This window comes from Acinetobacter sp. GG23, assembly GCF_057766365.1.
In genome coordinates this window covers 1-19,429 of sequence record NZ_JBYMDJ010000001.1, presented here as the reverse complement: position 1 = coordinate 19,429, position 19,429 = coordinate 1, and the positions used below count along the sequence as shown (strand labels likewise).

The 19,429-nt window shown below is 38.0% G+C and carries 19 protein-coding genes and 1 riboswitch; of the genes, 12 read left to right on the top strand and 7 right to left on the bottom strand.

Translation table 11 applies throughout. The annotated features are described in order from the left end of the window. Nucleotides 1–2 precede the first annotated feature (2 nt). The 4 genes from AC3CAU_RS00095 (at nucleotide 3) to AC3CAU_RS00080 (ending at nucleotide 4,713) form a co-directional block, all read left to right on the top strand. Nucleotides 3–1,568, top strand: a complete 1,566-nt coding sequence (locus AC3CAU_RS00095; protein ID WP_447052977.1) for a PepSY-associated TM helix domain-containing protein — start codon at nucleotides 3–5, stop codon at nucleotides 1,566–1,568. Nucleotides 1,569–2,016: 448 nt separating this feature from the next. Beyond that, the gene (locus AC3CAU_RS00090) at nucleotides 2,017–2,907 is read left to right on the top strand and encodes a sulfite exporter TauE/SafE family protein (RefSeq protein ID WP_447052976.1); all 891 of its coding nucleotides are present in this window, start codon (nucleotides 2,017–2,019) and stop codon (nucleotides 2,905–2,907) included. Nucleotides 2,908–3,033: 126 nt separating this feature from the next. Continuing rightward, nucleotides 3,034–4,125: a 3-deoxy-7-phosphoheptulonate synthase gene (locus AC3CAU_RS00085; protein WP_447052975.1), complete on the top strand. Its 1,092-nt coding sequence runs from the start codon at nucleotides 3,034–3,036 to the stop codon at nucleotides 4,123–4,125. A gap of 63 nt (nucleotides 4,126–4,188) precedes the next feature. Continuing rightward, nucleotides 4,189–4,713 (top strand): protein tyrosine phosphatase family protein, encoded by a 525-nt coding sequence (locus tag AC3CAU_RS00080; protein WP_447052973.1) that lies wholly within the window; start codon nucleotides 4,189–4,191, stop codon nucleotides 4,711–4,713. On the opposite strand, the gene ispF is transcribed toward AC3CAU_RS00080, so the two are convergent. After that, nucleotides 4,701–5,192, bottom strand: a complete 492-nt coding sequence (ispF, locus tag AC3CAU_RS00075) for a 2-C-methyl-D-erythritol 2,4-cyclodiphosphate synthase (protein WP_447052972.1) — start codon at nucleotides 5,190–5,192, stop codon at nucleotides 4,701–4,703. The two genes, AC3CAU_RS00080 and ispF, sit on opposite strands and share 13 nt — an antisense overlap. Nucleotides 5,193–5,291: 99 nt before the next feature. Here ispF and AC3CAU_RS00070 point away from each other — a divergent pair, with 99 nt between their 5' ends. Next, nucleotides 5,292–5,942, top strand: coding sequence for an A1S_1983 family putative colistin resistance protein (locus AC3CAU_RS00070; protein WP_447052970.1), 651 nt, complete (start codon nucleotides 5,292–5,294; stop codon nucleotides 5,940–5,942). A gap of 51 nt (nucleotides 5,943–5,993) precedes the next feature. Here the strand turns inward: AC3CAU_RS00070 and AC3CAU_RS00065 are convergent, their stop codons facing one another. The 6 genes from AC3CAU_RS00065 to AC3CAU_RS00040 form a co-directional block, all read right to left on the bottom strand. Beyond that, nucleotides 5,994–6,410 (bottom strand): NUDIX domain-containing protein, encoded by a 417-nt coding sequence (locus tag AC3CAU_RS00065; protein ID WP_447052968.1) that lies wholly within the window; start codon nucleotides 6,408–6,410, stop codon nucleotides 5,994–5,996. Between the two features lie 95 nt (nucleotides 6,411–6,505). After that, nucleotides 6,506–7,750, bottom strand: a complete 1,245-nt coding sequence (locus AC3CAU_RS00060) for a D-amino acid dehydrogenase (RefSeq protein WP_447052966.1) — start codon at nucleotides 7,748–7,750, stop codon at nucleotides 6,506–6,508. A 146-nt stretch (nucleotides 7,751–7,896) separates the two neighbouring features. Beyond that, nucleotides 7,897–7,986: riboswitch (glycine riboswitch) on the bottom strand. A gap of 211 nt (nucleotides 7,987–8,197) precedes the next feature. After that, complete coding sequence (locus AC3CAU_RS00055; RefSeq protein WP_447052965.1) at nucleotides 8,198–8,740, bottom strand: GNAT family N-acetyltransferase; 543 nt, start codon at nucleotides 8,738–8,740, stop codon at nucleotides 8,198–8,200. A 135-nt stretch (nucleotides 8,741–8,875) separates the two neighbouring features. Continuing rightward, nucleotides 8,876–9,961 carry a chorismate synthase gene (aroC, locus tag AC3CAU_RS00050; protein ID WP_447052964.1) on the bottom strand — a complete coding sequence of 362 codons (1,086 nt, stop codon included), beginning with the start codon at nucleotides 9,959–9,961 and terminating at the stop codon, nucleotides 8,876–8,878. Between the two features lie 12 nt (nucleotides 9,962–9,973). Next, a complete protein-coding gene (prmB, locus tag AC3CAU_RS00045) occupies nucleotides 9,974–10,984 on the bottom strand; it encodes a 50S ribosomal protein L3 N(5)-glutamine methyltransferase (protein ID WP_424620647.1) in 1,011 nt (336 codons plus the stop codon). A gap of 106 nt (nucleotides 10,985–11,090) precedes the next feature. Further along, nucleotides 11,091–11,456, bottom strand: coding sequence for a lysozyme inhibitor LprI family protein (locus AC3CAU_RS00040; RefSeq protein WP_447052963.1), 366 nt, complete (start codon nucleotides 11,454–11,456; stop codon nucleotides 11,091–11,093). A gap of 197 nt (nucleotides 11,457–11,653) precedes the next feature. Between AC3CAU_RS00040 and AC3CAU_RS00035 the strand changes: the two genes are divergently transcribed. From AC3CAU_RS00035 to AC3CAU_RS00005, 7 genes are all read left to right on the top strand, one after another. Beyond that, nucleotides 11,654–11,959: a hypothetical protein gene (locus AC3CAU_RS00035; RefSeq protein ID WP_447052961.1), complete on the top strand. Its 306-nt coding sequence runs from the start codon at nucleotides 11,654–11,656 to the stop codon at nucleotides 11,957–11,959. A 260-nt stretch (nucleotides 11,960–12,219) separates the two neighbouring features. Continuing rightward, entirely contained in the window at nucleotides 12,220–13,593 is a 1,374-nt protein-coding gene (locus tag AC3CAU_RS00030; protein ID WP_447052960.1) for an ABC1 kinase family protein, read from the top strand. Between the two features lie 234 nt (nucleotides 13,594–13,827). Further along, nucleotides 13,828–15,114, top strand: coding sequence for an acyl-CoA dehydrogenase family protein (locus tag AC3CAU_RS00025; protein ID WP_447054312.1), 1,287 nt, complete (start codon nucleotides 13,828–13,830; stop codon nucleotides 15,112–15,114). A gap of 25 nt (nucleotides 15,115–15,139) precedes the next feature. Then, nucleotides 15,140–16,339 (top strand): acyl-CoA dehydrogenase family protein, encoded by a 1,200-nt coding sequence (locus AC3CAU_RS00020; protein WP_447052958.1) that lies wholly within the window; start codon nucleotides 15,140–15,142, stop codon nucleotides 16,337–16,339. Nucleotides 16,340–16,440: 101 nt separating this feature from the next. Then, a complete protein-coding gene (locus AC3CAU_RS00015) occupies nucleotides 16,441–16,926 on the top strand; it encodes a GNAT family N-acetyltransferase (protein ID WP_447052957.1) in 486 nt (161 codons plus the stop codon). A 396-nt stretch (nucleotides 16,927–17,322) separates the two neighbouring features. Further along, entirely contained in the window at nucleotides 17,323–17,862 is a 540-nt protein-coding gene (locus AC3CAU_RS00010) for a type 1 glutamine amidotransferase domain-containing protein (RefSeq protein WP_424620636.1), read from the top strand. Nucleotides 17,863–18,059: 197 nt separating this feature from the next. Further along, a complete protein-coding gene (locus tag AC3CAU_RS00005; RefSeq protein WP_424620634.1) occupies nucleotides 18,060–18,641 on the top strand; it encodes a lytic transglycosylase domain-containing protein in 582 nt (193 codons plus the stop codon). Nucleotides 18,642–19,429 lie beyond the last annotated feature (788 nt).

The window sequence follows — 19,429 nt, the reverse complement described above, 5'->3', positions numbered from 1 at the left end:
TCATGCAAAAATCGATACGTCAATCTATGGCTTGGTTACATTCATGGACAGGTCTGATTTTTGGCTGGTTATTGTTTGCCATCTTTCTGATGGGGTCGCTGTCTTATTATCGTCATGACATTAGTTTATGGATGCAGCCCTCACTTGCCCACATCCAGGTTAATCAAGATACCGCAATACACATGGCATATCAGTATTTAGAACAACAAGCGCCTGATGCCAAGACATGGTTTATGAATGTCGCGAACCAGCAAAAACCGGTAAACCAAATCTATTGGCAAAGGCCCAACGGCGCTTATGAAAACAAGACTTTAAATCCAAATACAGGACAAGAGCTGAATCTGGCACAAACACAAGGCGGAGATTTTTTCTATCAACTCCACTTTCAACTGTTTGGCGTGCCTATTTTAGTTGGCCGGTTAATCGTTTCACTGGCAGCATTTATCATGCTGATTGCTCTTATTTCCGGGGTTATCACCCATAAAAAGATTCTGACTGATTTCTTTACTTTACGTGCATTTAAAGGACAACGCTCTTATTTGGATTTTCACAATGTCAGCTCTGTTATTGCTTTACCCTTCTTTCTAACCATTACTTTTACCGGCTTGGCCATTTTCTTCTACTTATATTTACCTTGGGGTATGCAGAAACTTTATCCTGAAAATAATTTTCAGTATTTCGAAGAAATTAACGCTAAAATTACTTCTAAAATTGAAAATAACTCACCTGCTCAAATGCAATCTATTCACAATTTGATGCAACCGCTACAACGTGAATGGGGAAAAACTGAGTACAGCACCATCCATGTAAAAAATCCAAATACCGAACAGGCGCAAATTACTTTTACCGAAGCTAAAGATCACTCGATTACCCGTAATCAGGCACAAATCACCCTGAATGCAGTCACGGGAGAAAAATTATCCCGCACTAAAAATGATAGTGCAATTGCCACACTTAATGCCGGCGTATATGGACTGCATATGGCAACCTTTGCCCAACCCCTGCTGCGTCTAGCGCTGTTTTTTTCGGGTTTACTCGGCTGTGTGATGGTGGCATCAGGTTTACTGCTCTGGAGTTTAAAACGGCAATTGCAAACTAAAACTGAAAAATTCCATGTTGGACATTATCTGGTGCAACGGCTGAATATCAGTGCAATTGTAGGCTTGCCGATTGCGGTACTGGGTTACTTTTATGCAAACCGGATCGGCTTACTAATTCAAAGTTCACAAAATTATGAAGTGATGAGTTTTTTTATCATTTGGCTGAGCATTTTTGGAATGAGTTTATGCATTAAAAAACAATATCTCTGGAAAATAAACTTGGGGATTTTTATTGCTTTGGCTTTCTGTTTACCTGTTTTTAATTTTTTATTTCTTCTTCAGCAAAACCTCATTCCAAACTTCACAGGTTTTTGGATATTTTTTAAAGTTGATTTATTTATTCTTATTTTCGGTTTATTAGCCATATTTCTTTATAGAAATATTATTCCTATTCAGCACAAAGCGCAAAGCAGGATAAGAACCAAACTTAAAATAGTGGAACCTGAACATAAAGAGGAAGGCTGCTGATGAATATTCTCTTTAGTTTTCTGTTCATTCTGTTAGGCGTTTGGGGTTTATATCGGATCAGTGAGAAACAAATTAAAAAAACCAGACTGTCTAAGTGGTCTATTTTGCTCGTATATCCACAAACTACACGCGTTGTTTGCCTGCTTTTATTGATACTAGCGCTATTCGTTTTTATACAAAAAGAAGGTGCTTCAATCGGGTTTGTCAGTTTCTGGATATTTTCCACCCCGCTGATTTTTATCTTTATTTTATCTATAAATGAACTTAAGTCTTTTCAGAAGTAATAATACCTGAATTTAAATATGAAAAAATTCAAATTAAATTCTGTTTTCTAAGAATAGCTGTTTTTCTATTTCATTTTTTTGCATAAGCAAATCAATAATCAAGACAACGACTTATATGAAAAAGTCATAACATAAGCACGTTTTTTGATATTTGGCATATAACCATGTTTGGTCCACTCGAATTTATTTTAGCAGGTGTTTTGGTCGGTTTCTGTGTTGGGATTACGGGTGTTGGCGGTGGTTCATTAATGACCCCTATCCTGATTAGCCTGTTTAGAATCGAGCCTCATATCGCGATTGGTACCGATTTGCTCTATGCCGCAATTTCTAAATTCTGCGGATCTTTAGTTCATGCAAAAAAAATGAATATTGTCTGGCCAATTGTGATCTGGCTTGCAGTGGGAAGTATTCCCGCCTCGCTTGCAACCCATTGGGTTTTAGACAATTATCTTAGCCACTCAAGCAGTTATAAAGCTGTTTTGACCATGGTATTGGGCTTTATGTTGACCTTAACCGGTGTGTCAATTATGTTCCGTGGTCACATTGAACGCTTCTTTAACAAATTCCGTAAAAATGAAGCTTTGGATATGACTCAAGATTTAGAAAAGGTCAATTTTCGGGCAAAAGACAAACGTGCGTATATTGTGATTATGGGCATTGTACTGGGTATATTTGTGACCCTTTCTTCAGTCGGTGCAGGTGCATTTGGCATCATGGCACTGGTGTTGATGTTCCCGAATTTACCGATGATTCGTATTATTGGTTCCGATGTCGTCCATGCGGTACTTTTGACTTTAGTCGCAGGACTTGGACACATGAGCTCGGGTAATGTAGATTTACATTTACTTGGATGGTTGTTAGTCGGTTCAATTCCTGCCATTGTGGTTGGAACTTTAATCAGCTCTCGTCTGCCAGAAAAAATTATCCGTAAGATTCTGGGGATTACCTTATTCGCCTTAGGCATGAATTTCATACTTCATCCGGTAAAAGCAAAACCTGTAGAAAAACCAGCTACAGCGCAAGTGATCATTATTGAAAAATCGATGAAAGTTTAATTTAACTATACGATTCATCACTTTTTTTTGACCTATATATTGATCTTTTTTATAACATGGTGAACATATATTCGTGTTATATTCAGATTGAGAATAAACTTTTGTATGATCGAACCAGTGACGGCAATGAATACACTACAGTCAAATCCTATTATCCAATCAGACATCGACGACGTGAATGTACAAAGCATTCAGCCTTTGGTAACTCCTGCTGAATTAAAAAAAGAGTTACCTCTGACTGAACATGCCTATCAAACCGTACTAAAAGGTCGTGAAACCATTCGCAATATCCTTGATGGGAAAGACAATCGTCTATTTGTAGTCATTGGTCCTTGCTCAATTCACGACACAGTTGCTGCACATGAGTATGCAAATCGTTTAAAAGTTTTAAGCGAAAAAATTAAAGATACCCTTTATATTGTGATGCGTGTTTATTTTGAAAAACCACGTACCACTGTTGGTTGGAAAGGTTTAATCAATGACCCCGATATGAATGACTCTTTCAATATTGAAAAAGGTCTTCGCATTGGTCGCCAGCTTTTGGTTGAACTGAATGAAAAAGGATTACCTTGCGCTACTGAAGCACTTGATCCGAACTCACCGCAGTACTATCAAGATTTAATTTCATGGTCAGCAATTGGCGCACGTACTACCGAAAGCCAGACGCATCGTGAAATGTCTTCAGGTTTATCCTCACCTGTAGGCTTTAAAAATGGTACAGATGGTGGTTTAACAGTGGCTACCAATGCCATGCAATCGGTTAAACACGGTCATAGCTTCCTCGGTCTGAATGATCAAGGTCAGGTTTCTGTCATTCGTACTAGCGGTAACCAATACGCACACGTGGTGCTTCGTGGTGGTAATGGCAAGCCGAACTATGATGCAGGCTCTGTGGCAGAAGCTGAGAATGCTCTAGCCAAAGCCAAAGTCAGCAACAAAATCATGATTGATACCAGTCATGCCAATTCAAACAAAGATCCATACTTGCAACCGCTAGTATTGAAAAACATTACAGAACAAATTCTGGATGGTAACAAGTCCATTGTTGGCCTGATGGTTGAAAGCCATCTTAAAGGCGGCCGTCAAGATATTCCTGACAATCTGGATCATCTTGAATATGGCAAATCAGTGACTGATGGCTGTATCGATTGGGAAACCACTGAAAAAGCCCTGCTCGATATGCATGAAGCCCTCAAAGACGTTTTATCAAATCGCTAAGAGATTTAAAACGCCATCTAGATAGATGGCGTTTCTACTTTAACCTTAGGAAAATTTTCTCTCATGAATGAAATTGAAAATGCATTGAGCCACATCGAAAATTTCCAGTTTATTCACGAACATTTATTCACGTCAGCTCAGCCTTCTGCTGAACAGTTGAAACTGATTAAAGAATACGGCGTGACGACTATTGTCAATCTGGCATTATCTGATGCAGAGCAGCATTTACACCATGAAGATAAGATTTGTCTGGATTTAGGCTTAAATTATATTCAGTTTCCCATTTCACCAGACACACCTTCTGATGATCAATGTTTACTGATATTAGATCTGCTCAATCATTTAGTCCAAGATCAAATGGTCTGGGTTCACTGTAGCAAGAATTATCATGTCGGTTGTTTGATGTATTTATATCGTCAGTACTATATGGATATGGACATGCCTACGGCGCAGGAACTGATGCACAGCATTTGGGAGCCGAATGAAACCTGGACAGGTCTCATTCATGCAGTAGCCCTACAACTGCAAGGCCGCAAGGGTACCCAGGAATTACAGCAGTCGTTAATGCATCCAGATCATTTTGGCTGATGTGAAATTAACACGGTTGCGGTCGATAAAATTCCTTCCTGACGTCCGGTAAATCCTAACTTTTCTGTGGTGGTTGCCTTCACACTAATTTGGGTAACATGTACATCCAGAACATCTGCAATACTTTGACGCATTTCTAGATTATGTTTTGCCAGTTTTGGGCGTTCACATGCCACGGTAATATCGGCATTATTTAACACATAACCGCGGTCTACAATCAGTTGATAAACATGTTTAAGTAATACCCGGCTGTCCGCTCCCTTGAATTTTGCATCGGTATCTGGAAAATGCTGTCCGATATCTCCCAAAGCCAGCGCACCCAATAAAGCATCACATAAAGCATGTAATACCACATCACCATCTGAATGGGCTTTTAAGCCTTGGGTATGCGGAATTTTAATCCCTGCCAAAGTGACAAAATCACCTTCTTCAAAGGCGTGTACATCCATTCCCTGACCAATTCGAATTTGTGCGACCACTTTAAGCATCCTTAAGAAATAAATGATTGAAATGTTGTATTTACGCTTTCTATTTCGCTATAGTTACAGCAGCGCAACATAGTGAAATTATAAGCGATCATGCTGGTGAATACCGAAATTAATCTCATTAAAACATTATGCACATTATTCAGTATTGGCTGTTTGTGCTCAACTTTGGCTCATGCCCAAAAAATTGACTGTTCTAGTCCGAATACGTCGTCAATGAAACAGATTTGTGCCGAAAATTTTACCGAATCGCGGGAAAAATTGACCAATCACTATATGACTGCTTTTTTGGTTAGTGATGCACCGGTTCAGTTATTAGAAGATACCCATACTTTATGGTTTAAGCGTTTACAGCAATGTAAAAGTTTAAATTGTTATAAGCAACAATTTGAATTGCGTACTGATGATCTGAATTTTTATACCTCGTTAAATCAGAGTTTAACTAATCATTATTTAAAATTTGAAAATGGGAAAATTGCCAGTCAACCTGTACATTTACAAGTCCATCAACTCACCAAAGACAGAATTAAAATTGAAGGCATCGCCTACCGCAACCCGAACAATAAATTAGAAACACAAACCATTCCTTTCTTAGCCTATACAACACCCGATAAGAAAAGTGAAATCTTGGATAACGAACATGATTGCAAATACCAGTTTGATTTTAATAAGGCCATTTTATCGATTAAAACTGAGCAAAAAGGCTGTGAACGTTTTGTAGGTGTCTATCGGATTTATGATTAATTATTCTAATATAATGAGTGATTTTGGAAATTAAATATTAGCGCTTTTTTATTACTTAACATACAGATTCATTTTTTGCCTGATTAAATCCAGAGCTTGTACATATTTGGAAGGTAAATCTGGAATGTTATATGCATTAATATTTTGCCAGAAAAACTCAAAACGATGCCCATAATCGTCTAATGTTTCATAACTCCATTGATCCTTTAAATTTTGACTTGAGGTATCACAAAAAATAAAATACCACGTTTGATTGCTTATTTGATGTGATCCCCAATCATAACAATGTTGTTCTTCCACAACGATCCCCGATTCTTCATACAATTCACGTATAGCTGCCTGAAAAATTCGTTCTGATTTCTCAATTGTACTTTTTACAAGCTGAATACCCGCTGTCGGATGTTTGAAAAGTAAAACTTCCAATATTTGATTTTTTTTCCGAAGAATTACTGGACAAACCTTGTTCATTATCTTAAATCTCACGAAAATCTTTTGATAATCATATATTAAACTGGCAAAAAAAAATGCAACATATCACGTTGCACTTTTTAGTTTCTATGTAATTAAACCGGATGTTGCGAAGCCACTTGCTGACTAATCAGCACCGCTGTCGCCGCGGACAAAGTCCAACCTAAATGGCCATGTCCAGTATTATAAAAAACCCGTTCACGCTTTCCACGGCGTACAATCGGCATCATATTGGGCATCATCGGCCGTAAACCTGCCCAAGGTACAGCATTTTCAGTACTGATATTAAAATTTTTATTCACCCAATCAATTAAGGGCTGAATTCTATCTGCACGTATATCCCGGTTATAACCATTAAATTCTGCCGTTCCTGCAACGCGTAAACGATCTGCCCCTAAACGTGAAGTCACAATTTTAGAACTTTCATCAAGCAGGCTTACCCATGGTGCATTCTTGATGCTGCCCTCATCATTCAAATCTAGCGTAATTGAATAACCCTTGACTGGATATATATTGACCCGATCGCCCAGTAAATTTGCCAAGTGATAACTTCCAACACCGCCACAAACCACTACAGCATCCGCTTCCAATGATTCAACTGAAGCTGCATCTAAATGCATATTTTCATTACTGGCATGGTAAAGCACAGTGATCCCATTGGGATGATGTTTTACATCGGTCACTTCCATACCAAATATATATTTCACCCCATATTTTTCAGATGCTTCGGCAAGCCCTTTGGTAAATTTATGAATATCGCCTGTGGCATCTCCGGGACAATAAAAACCGCCATAATATTCACCCTTCAAACTTGGCTCTATGCTTTTAATTTCGCTCGGTGTAATTGCAATTCGCTCTAGACCACCATTAATAAGCAAAGTATTTACCCGAGTCGCCACTTCATAATCCAGTTTGCTATGGTAAAAATGTAGAATTCCACGCTTTTCCAAATCAAACTGAATATTTTCCTGTTCACCCACAGCAAATAAACGCTCACGGGCTAATAGCGCCATTTTCACAGTATCGCGAGTGTTGGCTTCGTAATTTTTAATATTGCCAAGAAACTCTATTAACCAGCCATATTTATGCACATCAAATGAAGGGTTAAGTAATAGTGGTGCATTCTTATTGGACATCCACTTGATACCTTTCAGTACCGTGGCTTTTTGATTCCAGACTTCTGCATTACAGGCAGAGAGCTGTCCACCATTGGCAAATGAGGTTTCCATGGCGGGATATAAATGTTTATCTATAACGGTAACTTTATAACCCAATTTCGCCAGCTCATAGGCAGAAGTAACACCGGTAATGCCTGCCCCGATCACAACGATATGACACATACGACACTCCCTGGAAATGTGTATACATTTCTTCTGAGCCCCATCTGTCATGGTTACCTGAGAGCTTCGATCATGACGTTAAAATTTTAACGCTGACCATCCCCTTCGGTGAGCATATTTTCTTATATGCTTCTCTCCAGATTTTTGAAATTATTACAGTCCTTTTGCCTGAGAGTTTCCGGGGTCGTTGCTCCTTCGGCGTGTTCACAGAAGAACATCTCTCCTGCAATAATTTTCTTATATTAATATGAGCAATTTTTATACCATGCGCGAGCACTAAATTGATTTATTTGTTAATTAATTCATCTTAAATAAAAATATTGATACTAATCAAATAATTAAAAAAAATAAATTTAAGAAAAATTAAATATCGTAAAAATAAAGTGGAATCAGTTATACAAATTGTGCTGTTGTAGTGATTAAGATGCACTGTTTTAGACATCTAATTTACATCTCTTTAATTACCGACTTTGTCATATGTTGTAATTTCAAATCAATCAAAGGTTGCCCTACATTTGCATGAATCGGATACGACTCAACACATGCTGTTTTTGAATAGCCATATCTTTCATAATATTGAATCAGCTCTGTTCTGGCATCCAGTACAAACATTTCATAATTGATCAAGGTTGGACAAATTGCGAATGCCTTTTGTTCAGCATATGCTAAAACTTGCTTTCCAATACCTTTATTTTGCCAATGTGAATTGACACAAAAAGTGCCTATTGCAACAGCATTTTGCTGAAAGGTTAAACCTATACAGGCGACTAAAGCAGATTCTAAATTCTTAACCATTTCAGCAACAAATAGTGAAAAATTCTGCTGGCTCAAACTATCTAACAACTGCTGATGATTGATTCGATCTCCACTGACAATACTGTGTTCACTGGTCCAACTAGAACCTGTATTTGTACGATAAGCCTGATTAATCAGGCTGACTAAATTGTCGATATCATCAACATTGGCAGTTCTATATTTTAATGGCTTCATTATTTTTCTAAAAAATTGAATTGAAAGAAAATTACCACAAAGCATCATCAAACAAAATTTTATCCATAAAAAAACCGGACTTAAAGTCTGGTTTTTTTATCATTAAAGTTCGTAGCCTTAATGAGTTACTTCAATTTAAATCGGTGCAAATGGCGCAACTACATCCGCATTTTGTGCACGATGGCGCATGAAGTGATCCATCAATACAATCGCAAACATCGCTTCAGCGATTGGTGTCGCACGAACACCGACACACGGGTCATGACGACCTTTGGTCAACACATCCGTATCTTCCCGGTCGATATTAATGGTTTTACCCGGCGTGGTAATACTTGCAGTTGGTTTCAGCGCAATCGCCACACGAATGGTTTGACCACTGGAGATACCACCCAAAATCCCGCCGGCATGGTTGGCCAGGAAACCTTCTGTAGTCAATTCATCCCGCGATTCATGACCAAACTGTTCTGCAACAGTAAAACCATCACCAATTTCCACACCTTTAACAGCATTGATGCTCATCATGGCATGCGCGATATCCGCATCCAGACGGTCAAAGACTGGCTCGCCCCAACCGACTGGAACATTCTCCGCAAGAATTTCTAGTTTCGCACCACAGCTAGTACCTTGTTCACGAAGTGAAGTCACTAAAGCTTCAAAACGTGGCACGGCATCAACATCACCACAGAAAAATGGATTATTTGGCACTTCATTCCAATCCAGTTTTTCAGTTTTTTCCGTACCAATTTGTGTTACATGACCACGAATATTAATACCAAATTTTTCAGCCAGATATTTTTTCGCAATTGCACCGGCAGCTACACGCATTGCAGTTTCACGCGCACTTGAACGACCGCCCCCCCGGTAATCACGGAAACCATACTTTTGAGTATAAGTATAATCAGCATGACCCGGACGGAAAGTCTGTGCAATATTGCCATAATCTTTGGATTTTTGATCCGTATTACGAATCAATAAACCGATGGATGTACCTGTAGTTTTACCTTCAAACACACCGGAAATAATTTCCACTTCATCCGGCTCTTTACGCTGAGTTGCGAATTTAGAGGTGCCCGGTTTACGGCGATCTAAATCTTTTTGTAAATCTGCTTCAGTCAATTCGATCCCAGGCGGCACACCATCGATAATTGCCATCAGGCCAACGCCATGAGATTCACCACAAGTCGTTACACGGAACAGTTGTCCAATACTATTACCTGCCATGTTCACAACTCCTTATGCTTGAACAGATTGTACAAATAAATCACGGTATTTACGGCATTGCTCTGCGGTTAAAGCAAAAATACCCGAACCACCTTTTTGGAAAGTTAACCAATGGAAATCAACCGTATTAAAGTTTTGCTTCATTGCCCATTCAGAATTGCCTACTTCAATAACAATCAAGCCATTTTCAGTCAAGTAATCCGCAGCTTGCGCCAACATTTTACGAACTAAATCTAAACCGTCTTGACCGGCAGCAAGTGCAAGTTCAGGCTCATGTAAAAACTCTGCTGGTAAATCTGCCATATCTTCTGCATCGACATATGGAGGATTCGACACGATTAAATCATATTGATTTTCAGCAGGAATTTTTGCGAACAAATCTGATTCCATCAATGCAACCTGATATTGCATATTGTGATGTTCAGCGTTAATCGATGCCACTTCTAAAGCTTCTTTAGAAATATCGGTTGCATCCACTTCAGATTCAGGGAAGGCATAAGCTAATGCAATCGCGATACAACCCGAACCGGTACACATATCTAAAATACGACGCGGCATTTGCGGATGATCATTTTCAGGAAGATTGTTTAACGCTTCACGCACCAGACCATTTTCATCGAGGCAATAAGGCGCAAAGCGTTGATTAATCAATTCTGCAATCGGTGAACGTGGAATAAGTACACGTTCGTCTACGTAATAAGGTTTATCGCAGAAATATGCTAGATTTAACAAATATGAAGTCGGCACTTTTTCATTGATACGACGTTCCAGCAAACTGATAAATTCTGCTTTTTCACTTGGTAACAATTTGGCATCTAAAATTTCTGGATTTGCGTTCCAGTCCAGTGCCAGTGTTTGCAATACTAAAGCCGAACTTTCTGCAAAAAAGTCTTCTGTACCTTGACCTAAGTGTGCATCGTATTGACGTAGAGCTGAAACACCAAAACGGATAAAATCACGAATAGTTGTTAAGTTTTCAGCGGCTTCCTGTAAATGTTCAGGGCTAATTGTCAGTTGATCCACTTAAGGCATCTCCAAGGTGAAATTTTTTAAAACGCCTTATGATACCTTGTTTTATGGGTTTTTTATAACGTTTCAAGCAGATTAAAAACAATAATCTATAAGCGATTTATTTAATTTGATAATAATAAGCACGTTCCATCGTCATTTCCAAAATACATTTTTCCTGTTTGACTTTAAGCAAGCTCGAGGTCACTTTTAAATAGCATTGCTGATTAACACGTTTTAACCAAAGTTGATGTTGTTGCTCGACATTACTTTGGTTATTCCCACTGTTTTTTAAATAATTTTTATAATATTTATTGAGGAGTTTTTCCTGATTTTTCAACTCTTTCTCTACACATTTTTTGACTGTTCCAGTTTGACCATAAGATGTGTTAAGACATTTGTTATATTCGTCAGAATATCCTTGTGCTAAAACTGAAGTTGAACCCAAAACAGCCATAATGAAAATCACTGGCATTAAAAATCGCATCATATTCCCCTGTCTTAAATGACTCAATTTTAAATAATATTCATTTTATTTATTTAGGAATACTACAACAAAGCTGTGAAGATTCCTATATCACCGCAGTTCAAGCCAACGCACAACAAACATTGCAACATTTTGGCTATTGAATCTGGCTAAAATGACCTTATATAGTTCTCATTATTTTCTAAATACTTCTTGTTATGAGCTACAAGCACAATAATTTAATGGCAATGCGCCAAAACTACTGGAATGATACCCATTCTGCCCAAGTTGAAAGCGAGAAACAATTTTTTCAACAAGTCTTAATCGAACATGCAATTTATCCCACCCCCTCCGAAGAAGATGCAAAATATCTGTTTTTCAGTTTACCGAGTATTATTATTGTCAAAGGTTATGCCTTGGGTTTTAAACATGGCACCGTGCAAGCCATGATTTTTAAACATCTTCAAACTCATAAAACCATATTGCAGCAAAAAAGTGACATTAAAATTCAATTCCGCATGTAAATATTCGTCCAATTTATATACAGCACAATTTTAGTGTGGATATCCTTCTCAAAGCTCATACCGGTGCGAGTAACTCATTTAGTTCACTCATGTGAAAAGCGTTTCCCTCTTCTAAGACTGAAGCTTTTATGGGAAATAAATTAAATATTAGACATATTAATGCCCTGTACAGCAGGTTGAACTTTTTTAATACGTGAATACACGGTAATATCCGCTACAATTAATTATTCTGCGACTTGCTGATTAAAGGATTTTGTTTAATGTCAGATCAGAACGATAAGCTTAAACAACTCAAAACCTCCTCTATGGATCGACGTTTATCTATCGCTAAAGCATCCTTACTGGCAGGAACGCGATGGGCCGCCTCGAGTGCGACCACCATGTTTTCCAGTGAAGCAGAAAAAGAAAAGAAACGTAAAAAAGCCATGAAAGAACAGGCAGATTATCTTGTTTCTGAAATTGGCAAACTCAAAGGTTCTATCGTTAAAATTGGGCAAATGATGGCGCTTTATGGCGAACATTTTTTACCTGAAGAAATTACTCAAGCACTGAATACTTTAAACAACCAAACCATAGCCCTTGCTTGGCCTGCGATTAAACATCATCTAGAACAACAACTGGGTTCTAAGCTCAATGATTTAACGATTGATCATGAACCACTCGGCACTGCATCTTTAGCTCAGGTACATCGCGCGACACGCAAATCAGATGGTTTGGAAATTGTACTCAAAATCCAATACCCAGGTGTAGCGGCCGCCATTGATTCAGATATGAGTCTGTTTAGAAATATGCTTAAATTGACTCGCATAGTGCCACAAACGCGTGAATTTGATCAGTGGTTTGATGAAGTTCGTGAAATGTTGCACCGTGAAGTAAATTATGACATTGAAGCTGCGACCACGCGTCGTTTCGCTGAGCGTTTAAAAGATGATCCACGTTATATCGTGCCGCAAATTGTGGAAGAATATTGTACCGATCGAATTCTATGCATGACTTTTGAACGAGGCGTACCAATCAATAGCCCTGTCATGTTGTCTCTGCCTCAAGAACGTCGCAACCAGCTCGGTGAAGCTTCTCTCGAGATTGCGGTACGTGAAATTTTTGAATGGGGTGAAATGCAGACCGACCCAAACTTTGGTAATTATTTAGTTCGTTTGGGCAATGGTTTAGATAGCCAAGATAAAATTGTCCTGCTAGATTTTGGCGCCATTCGTCAATTTGATGAGCACCTGCTGAGTGTTGCACGCAATTTGATTCAAGCCGGTTATCATCATGATCTTGATGAAATGGTTCGTGCCATGACAGGTTATGAATTTTTTGATTCAATTCCGCAGAGTATTAAACCAGATATGGCGAAAGTATTTTTACTGGCCACTGAGGCCTTTAGTACAATAGCAAATAATCCGGACTTACCTTCAGCTGTCATGGATGAGCAGCAACGTTATGACTGGAAAAAGAGCCAGTTGCATAGTCGTGTGATGCAACGTGCATCTAAATCCATGGCATCGCGTTATTTCAGCGTGCCACCGAAAGAATTTATGTTTATTAGTCGTAAATTCATTGGCGCATATACCTTTATGACCGTGATCGATGCAAAAACCAATGTGCGCAAAATGGTCGAAAATTTTTTATAGTGACTGCTGACTAGGATGACATTTTTGTCATTCTAGTCAATTTTCACTTCCCAACCCGCTCTTATAATGATTAAAAATAAATATTATTCAATTATTTAATAAATTTAAAATTCATTTAAAACCACCCATCCAAGTCAATTTAAATTGTCAGCCACGACATAGTCATTTCGATCTCCCCATGTCAGCATAAAAATACAAAGAATCGAAAATTGATGGACGATAACAATGACCAATATGGTAAATAAGGCACAAGGATTTGGGCTATCACTGATCACTAAAATTGCAGGTAGCGAGGTTCTTGATCAACTCAAACTACGTAAATTTATTGAAAAATCTTTATATCAAGGTTCAAAAATTGGTTTTAAAACATTAAGTAAAACCCAAAAGGTATTTAAAGCAGATTCTCATGTCAGCAAGCAACGTTTACCGAATCAACACAAAGCATTATTTGACTTAAACCTGACTGAAGAACAACAAATGACCTGCGATGTGATGGATCATTTTGCATCAGAAGTGCTTTATCCATTGGCAGCTCAAGCTGACCAAGATGAAAAGTTTCCCCTAGCATTGTGGCAACATGCAACAGACTTGGGACTAAATTACTACGCACTTCCAGAGGCTCTGGGTGGAGTGGCAACCGAAAAAAATATTTTAAGTAATATCCTCATTGCTGAACATTTGGCTAAGGGCGATTTCAGTTTAACGGCAGGCTTACTTTCAACCTTTAGCGTGATTAATGCGATTACTCAATGGGGTTCTGAAAAAATTCAGTCCACCTATTTACCTGGTTTTGCAAATGATGCGGATATTCACGCGACATTTGCGATACAAGAAGCAACCGCTGCCTTCAACCCTTTTAAGCTAAAAACCAAAGCGAATTCAATTGATGGGAAATATACCCTTCATGGAGAAAAAACTTTAGTTTTATTGGGGGAAACTGCCGATCTATTTCTGGTGAATGCTGAACTGAATGGCTCACCCGAAGTTTTCATCGTAAAACGCGATAGCAGCATTACCGCAAAAAAAAGTCCAGCAATGGGCCTAAAAGCTACAGAAACCGTGACATTACACCTCAATCATACCCCGGCTGAATTATTAGGTGATGATGACTTTAATTATTTTGCTTTTTTAGATTTAGGGAATTTAATGTGGTGTGCGATGGCTGTGGGAACCTGTGAAGCAGTAAAAGCTTACTGTATTCAATATGCCAATCAACGTACAGCTTTTGGCGAACCTATTTCACATCGCCAAAGTGTGGCTTTCATGATTGCAGATATGTCGATTGAAATTGATGCCATGCGTATGTTGATACTAAATGCTGCCAGTCTGGCTGAGGCAGGCCAACCTTTCCATCGGGAAGCCTATCTAGCACGTTTACTTTGCGCCGAGAAATCCATGAAAATTGGCACCGATGGGGTGCAAATTCTGGGTGGTCACGGATTTACCAAGGAACATCCGGTTGAGCGTTGGTATCGTGATTTACGTGCTACAGCTATCTTACATTCAGGCCTACATGCTTAATCTATAAAAATAAGGAATTATGCAGATGAATTTACAAAATCCTAAAAAATTTAAAATGTTGATTGATCAAGCTCATGAATCAGCTTTAAATGTATTACGCCCCATTTCACGTAAGTATGACAAAGCCGAACACCACTATCCTAAGGAACTCGACATGTTTTCCTCACTCATTGATGGCATGAATGAAGGTGGCGAAGGCATTAATGCCGGAGCTGCTGTCGGAAAACGTGGCAACACTGAAGTCGGCAATAAAAATGGCGTCAATATGTCTACAGTACTTGGAGTGATCGAGATGTGCTATGGAGATACCGGATTATTGCTGAGCATGCCACGCCAGGGTTTAGGAAATTCTGCCATTGCAGCTGTGGCAAATGACGAACAGCTGGAACGTTTGAAAGGCACATGGGCCGCAATGGCGATTACTGAACCCGGCTGCGGATCAGATTCTGCTGCCATTCATACTACAGCCACAAAAGACGGTAATGACTATATCTTAAATGGCGAAAAGATTTTCGTAACTTCTGGTGAGCGTGCAGACTCGATTGTGGTCTGGGCAACTTTGGATAAAAAACTTGGACGTGCCGCTATTAAGTCCTTTGTCGTTCCAAAAGGAACAGCTGGCATGAAGGTAGAACGTCTGGAGCATAAATTGGGGATCAAAGCATCCGACACGGCTGTTATCAGCTTTATCGACTGCCGAGTACCTGCAGAAAATTTGCTGGGGCATGCTGAAATTGATATTGCCAAAGGTTTTGCAGGTGTAATGGAAACTTTTGACAATACTCGTCCTTTAGTTGCTGCAATGGCGGTCGGTTGTGCAAAAGCCTCTTTAGAAAGAATTAAACAAATTTTTAAAGATCAATTAGATGAAAATTATGCTACTCCTTATTTGCAAACCTCTTATATTGCAGCACAAATTTACCGGATGGAGGCGGAGTGGGAAGCGGCTCGCTTACTTACCATGAAGGCAGCTTGGATGGCAGATAATAAAAAGCCCAACTCACGTGAAGCTTCCATTTCCAAAGCAAAAGCTGGACGAATGTGTAATGAAATCACTTTAAAATGCGTAGAATTTGCTGCAAGTGTAGGTTATAACGAAGAAGAATTATTGGAAAAATGGGCACGTGACTCGAAAATCCTCGATATTTTTGAAGGCACACAACAGATTCAACAACTCATTATTGCCCGTCGGGAATTGGGCAAGAGTTCAAGTGAGTTAAAATAATTTCTCGCTTTTTCAAAGCATAAAATTGGCCAAAAGATGGATTTTTATCAGATATAGCGCTATAAAAATCCATCTCTTTTTATTTCTATATATTTAAGCTTATGTATCAAGTTAGACTTATTCAAGCACAAGATAATGCTGAAATTGCACGTGTTATTCGCGAAGTTTCCAAAGAGTTTGAACTTGCTCCTGAATCAGGTTTTGCTGTAGCTGACCCCATTTTAGATGACTTATACACGGTTTATCAGCAATCTAATGCTCAATACTGGGTGATTGAAAATGAACAGGGTGAAATTTTAGGTGGTGGTGGTTTATCGCCTTTAAAAGGGGATCCTAGCATTCTAGAAATTCAAAAAATGTACTTTCTGCCCGAAATACGCGGTCTAGGATTTGCTAAGCAACTTCTGGAAAAAGCCTTTCAGTTTACTTTACAGCATGGTTTCCAATCTTGTTACCTAGAAACGACCAAAGAACTTTGGCAAGCAGTCAAACTTTATGAAAAATTGGGTTTTGAGTATCTAAATCATCCCAAAGGTAACACTGGACATAGTCATGCATGTGAGATCTGGATGGAAAAACGATTGTAATTTTTCTACATTTTCAAACCTGTCTCAGTTCTAAAATAATACTTTTTAAAGTGAGACCTTCTCTATTAACTCAATTTATTTATAAATCACGTCAGCATTTACTTACACAGAAAGTATTTATTGACGCCTATGCTAGAACTAGTAGGCACCTTATGATTAAAAGATCAGGAAGCAGGATGTTTCCATAATAAAAACAATTAACGATATAACCAGGAAGGATAAGGGTAAAACAGGAGTTATACCTTGCAACTGATATCAAATAAGCCCCGTCATGATGATAGGGCTTATTTTTACCAGAATTTTCAAACCTTAACAAGAATAAGCCAAAATCTGTACAGCTTCATTCGTTCAGCTTGTTAAGGTTGAATATTCAATAAGTAATTCAGGATCACTAACATGTCTAAGAAAGCATTATTTATTACTTCTAATGTCGGCGTAGAACAAGATGAGTTGATTAAACCATTTGAATTTTTACAATCAAAAGGTATTGAAGTGATTCATGCCGCAGAAGAATTAAAGGATGTTCAAACAGTTAAAAGTGATAAGGAACCTGCAACCGCTTATACACCGCAAACAACTTTATCTAAAGTTTCTCCAGAGGATTATGATATTTTAGTAATTCCGGGTGGAACGGTAAATGCAGATACCTTACGTTTAAATGAAGATGCGCATAAAATTATTCAGCACTTTACTGACAATGCAAAACCGATTGCAGCGATTTGTCATGGGCCCTGGGTATTGATTAATGCCCAAAGAATTAAAGATAAAAATTTAACTTCTTATAAAAGTATAAAACTGGATTTAGAAAATGCCGGTGCAAATTGGATAAATGAAGAAGTCCATCGTTGTAATACCAATAACTGGCCTTTAATTACTTCTCGATGCCCAGATGATATTCCGGCATTTAATCAGGCAATTTTGCATGAGATGGATTGATTAAATATACTAAGAAGATCAGTTCCATTAATATAATGGAACTCGTTCTTTCATAAGTTTAAAAATTTAATCACTCAAAGATCAACTTATAAAAATACTTCATAAATCATTTGAATAATACAAAGTCTTGGCTCTTGACTCGCTCTGCCCAGACCACTAGCATTACTTCAATAAAATTTTACTTTGGGTTTCTAACCTTGTTAATTACGCATCATTTATCGAGTCTACGTTTAAAACTTCCTTCTGTTCATTTTTTTTCATTTAAATCAATAGCCATCGTCATTACTACTTTAGCTTTTACTGGTTGTACTTCCTTTAATGGTGGCTCAGTCGCTAAACGATCTGCTAAATTATCTACAGGTATACAAAAAGCATATGCTGTTGCCCCAGATACTGCGAATCGCGTATCTCCAATGATTATTCAAAGTGCAGAAAAATATGCTGTGGATCCCTTACTATTAGCGGCTATGATTCGACAAGAATCTAGTTATAGAAACTATGCTATTTCACCAGCTGGTGCTGTGGGCCTCACTCAAGTAATTCCACGTTACTGGCAACAGATATGCCCAGGTGATTTAAGTGATGAATATCATAATATTAATTGCGGAACGTATATTCTAGCCTCATATAACAATAAAGCGGGAAGTTGGCCTAAAGCTCTTGCTTATTACAATGTTGGACCTACAGGCTATAATTCTAACCTTAAGATGAAAAAACAAGGTGAAAAATATGCCCGACAAGTTAAACAACACCACACTACCTTAAAAGATGCTCTATAAATTAATCTAAATCCTCCTGTCAATTAGATAGGAGGTAATTCTGCTTACTTATTTGATCTCTTTTTCGACTCTCTGTAAGCTCTAAAATCTCAACAACCATGATAAGATTCCCCCGTTGTAATAAACGAGAACTCGTCTATAATATTTATTAGCAAAAAAAAAGCACCATCTTTCTTTCCAAATTACATGGGAATACCTAGCTTGAAGTTTGCATACATCTCGAATCTTTCACTTGCAACTCATAATATTCATGCTCGCTTAAGCATTCGACTCCCATAAATAGAGTAAGATTCAAGACTGAATTTTTAAATTTATTGGCTTTTCTTGATATTTAATACTTCTTGGTCATAGGATAAGATTCTATGATCCAATCGACTTTTATTCTACAATCCATAAAAATAATACTGATCACTATATGATCATATACCTCAGGTTCACCATTGATTTGTTCCATTGGATGTAATTTTCACATTTTATCTGGAATCTACTTATAGCTTGCATAGTATCTTCAACTATTCTACTGCTTATGTCACTGTATATTTTGCTCAAATCTTATTTTTTAAATATTCAAGAAATCTGCTGCTTGTTCTATAGTTAAATAATTTTAATCTTACCCTCTTTTTTTGTTTTAAATATTTTGCATTATTCCTTTTAAATACTAAAAATTTAAAAAATAAGGAATTGTATATAAAACGTTTTTTCTTTTCTGGCTCTTTCAGTGATTATTTTTGAGGCATAAAAAAAGCCCCGCTATTTAAGCGGGGCTTTTGGAATAATGAGCTGGCGAT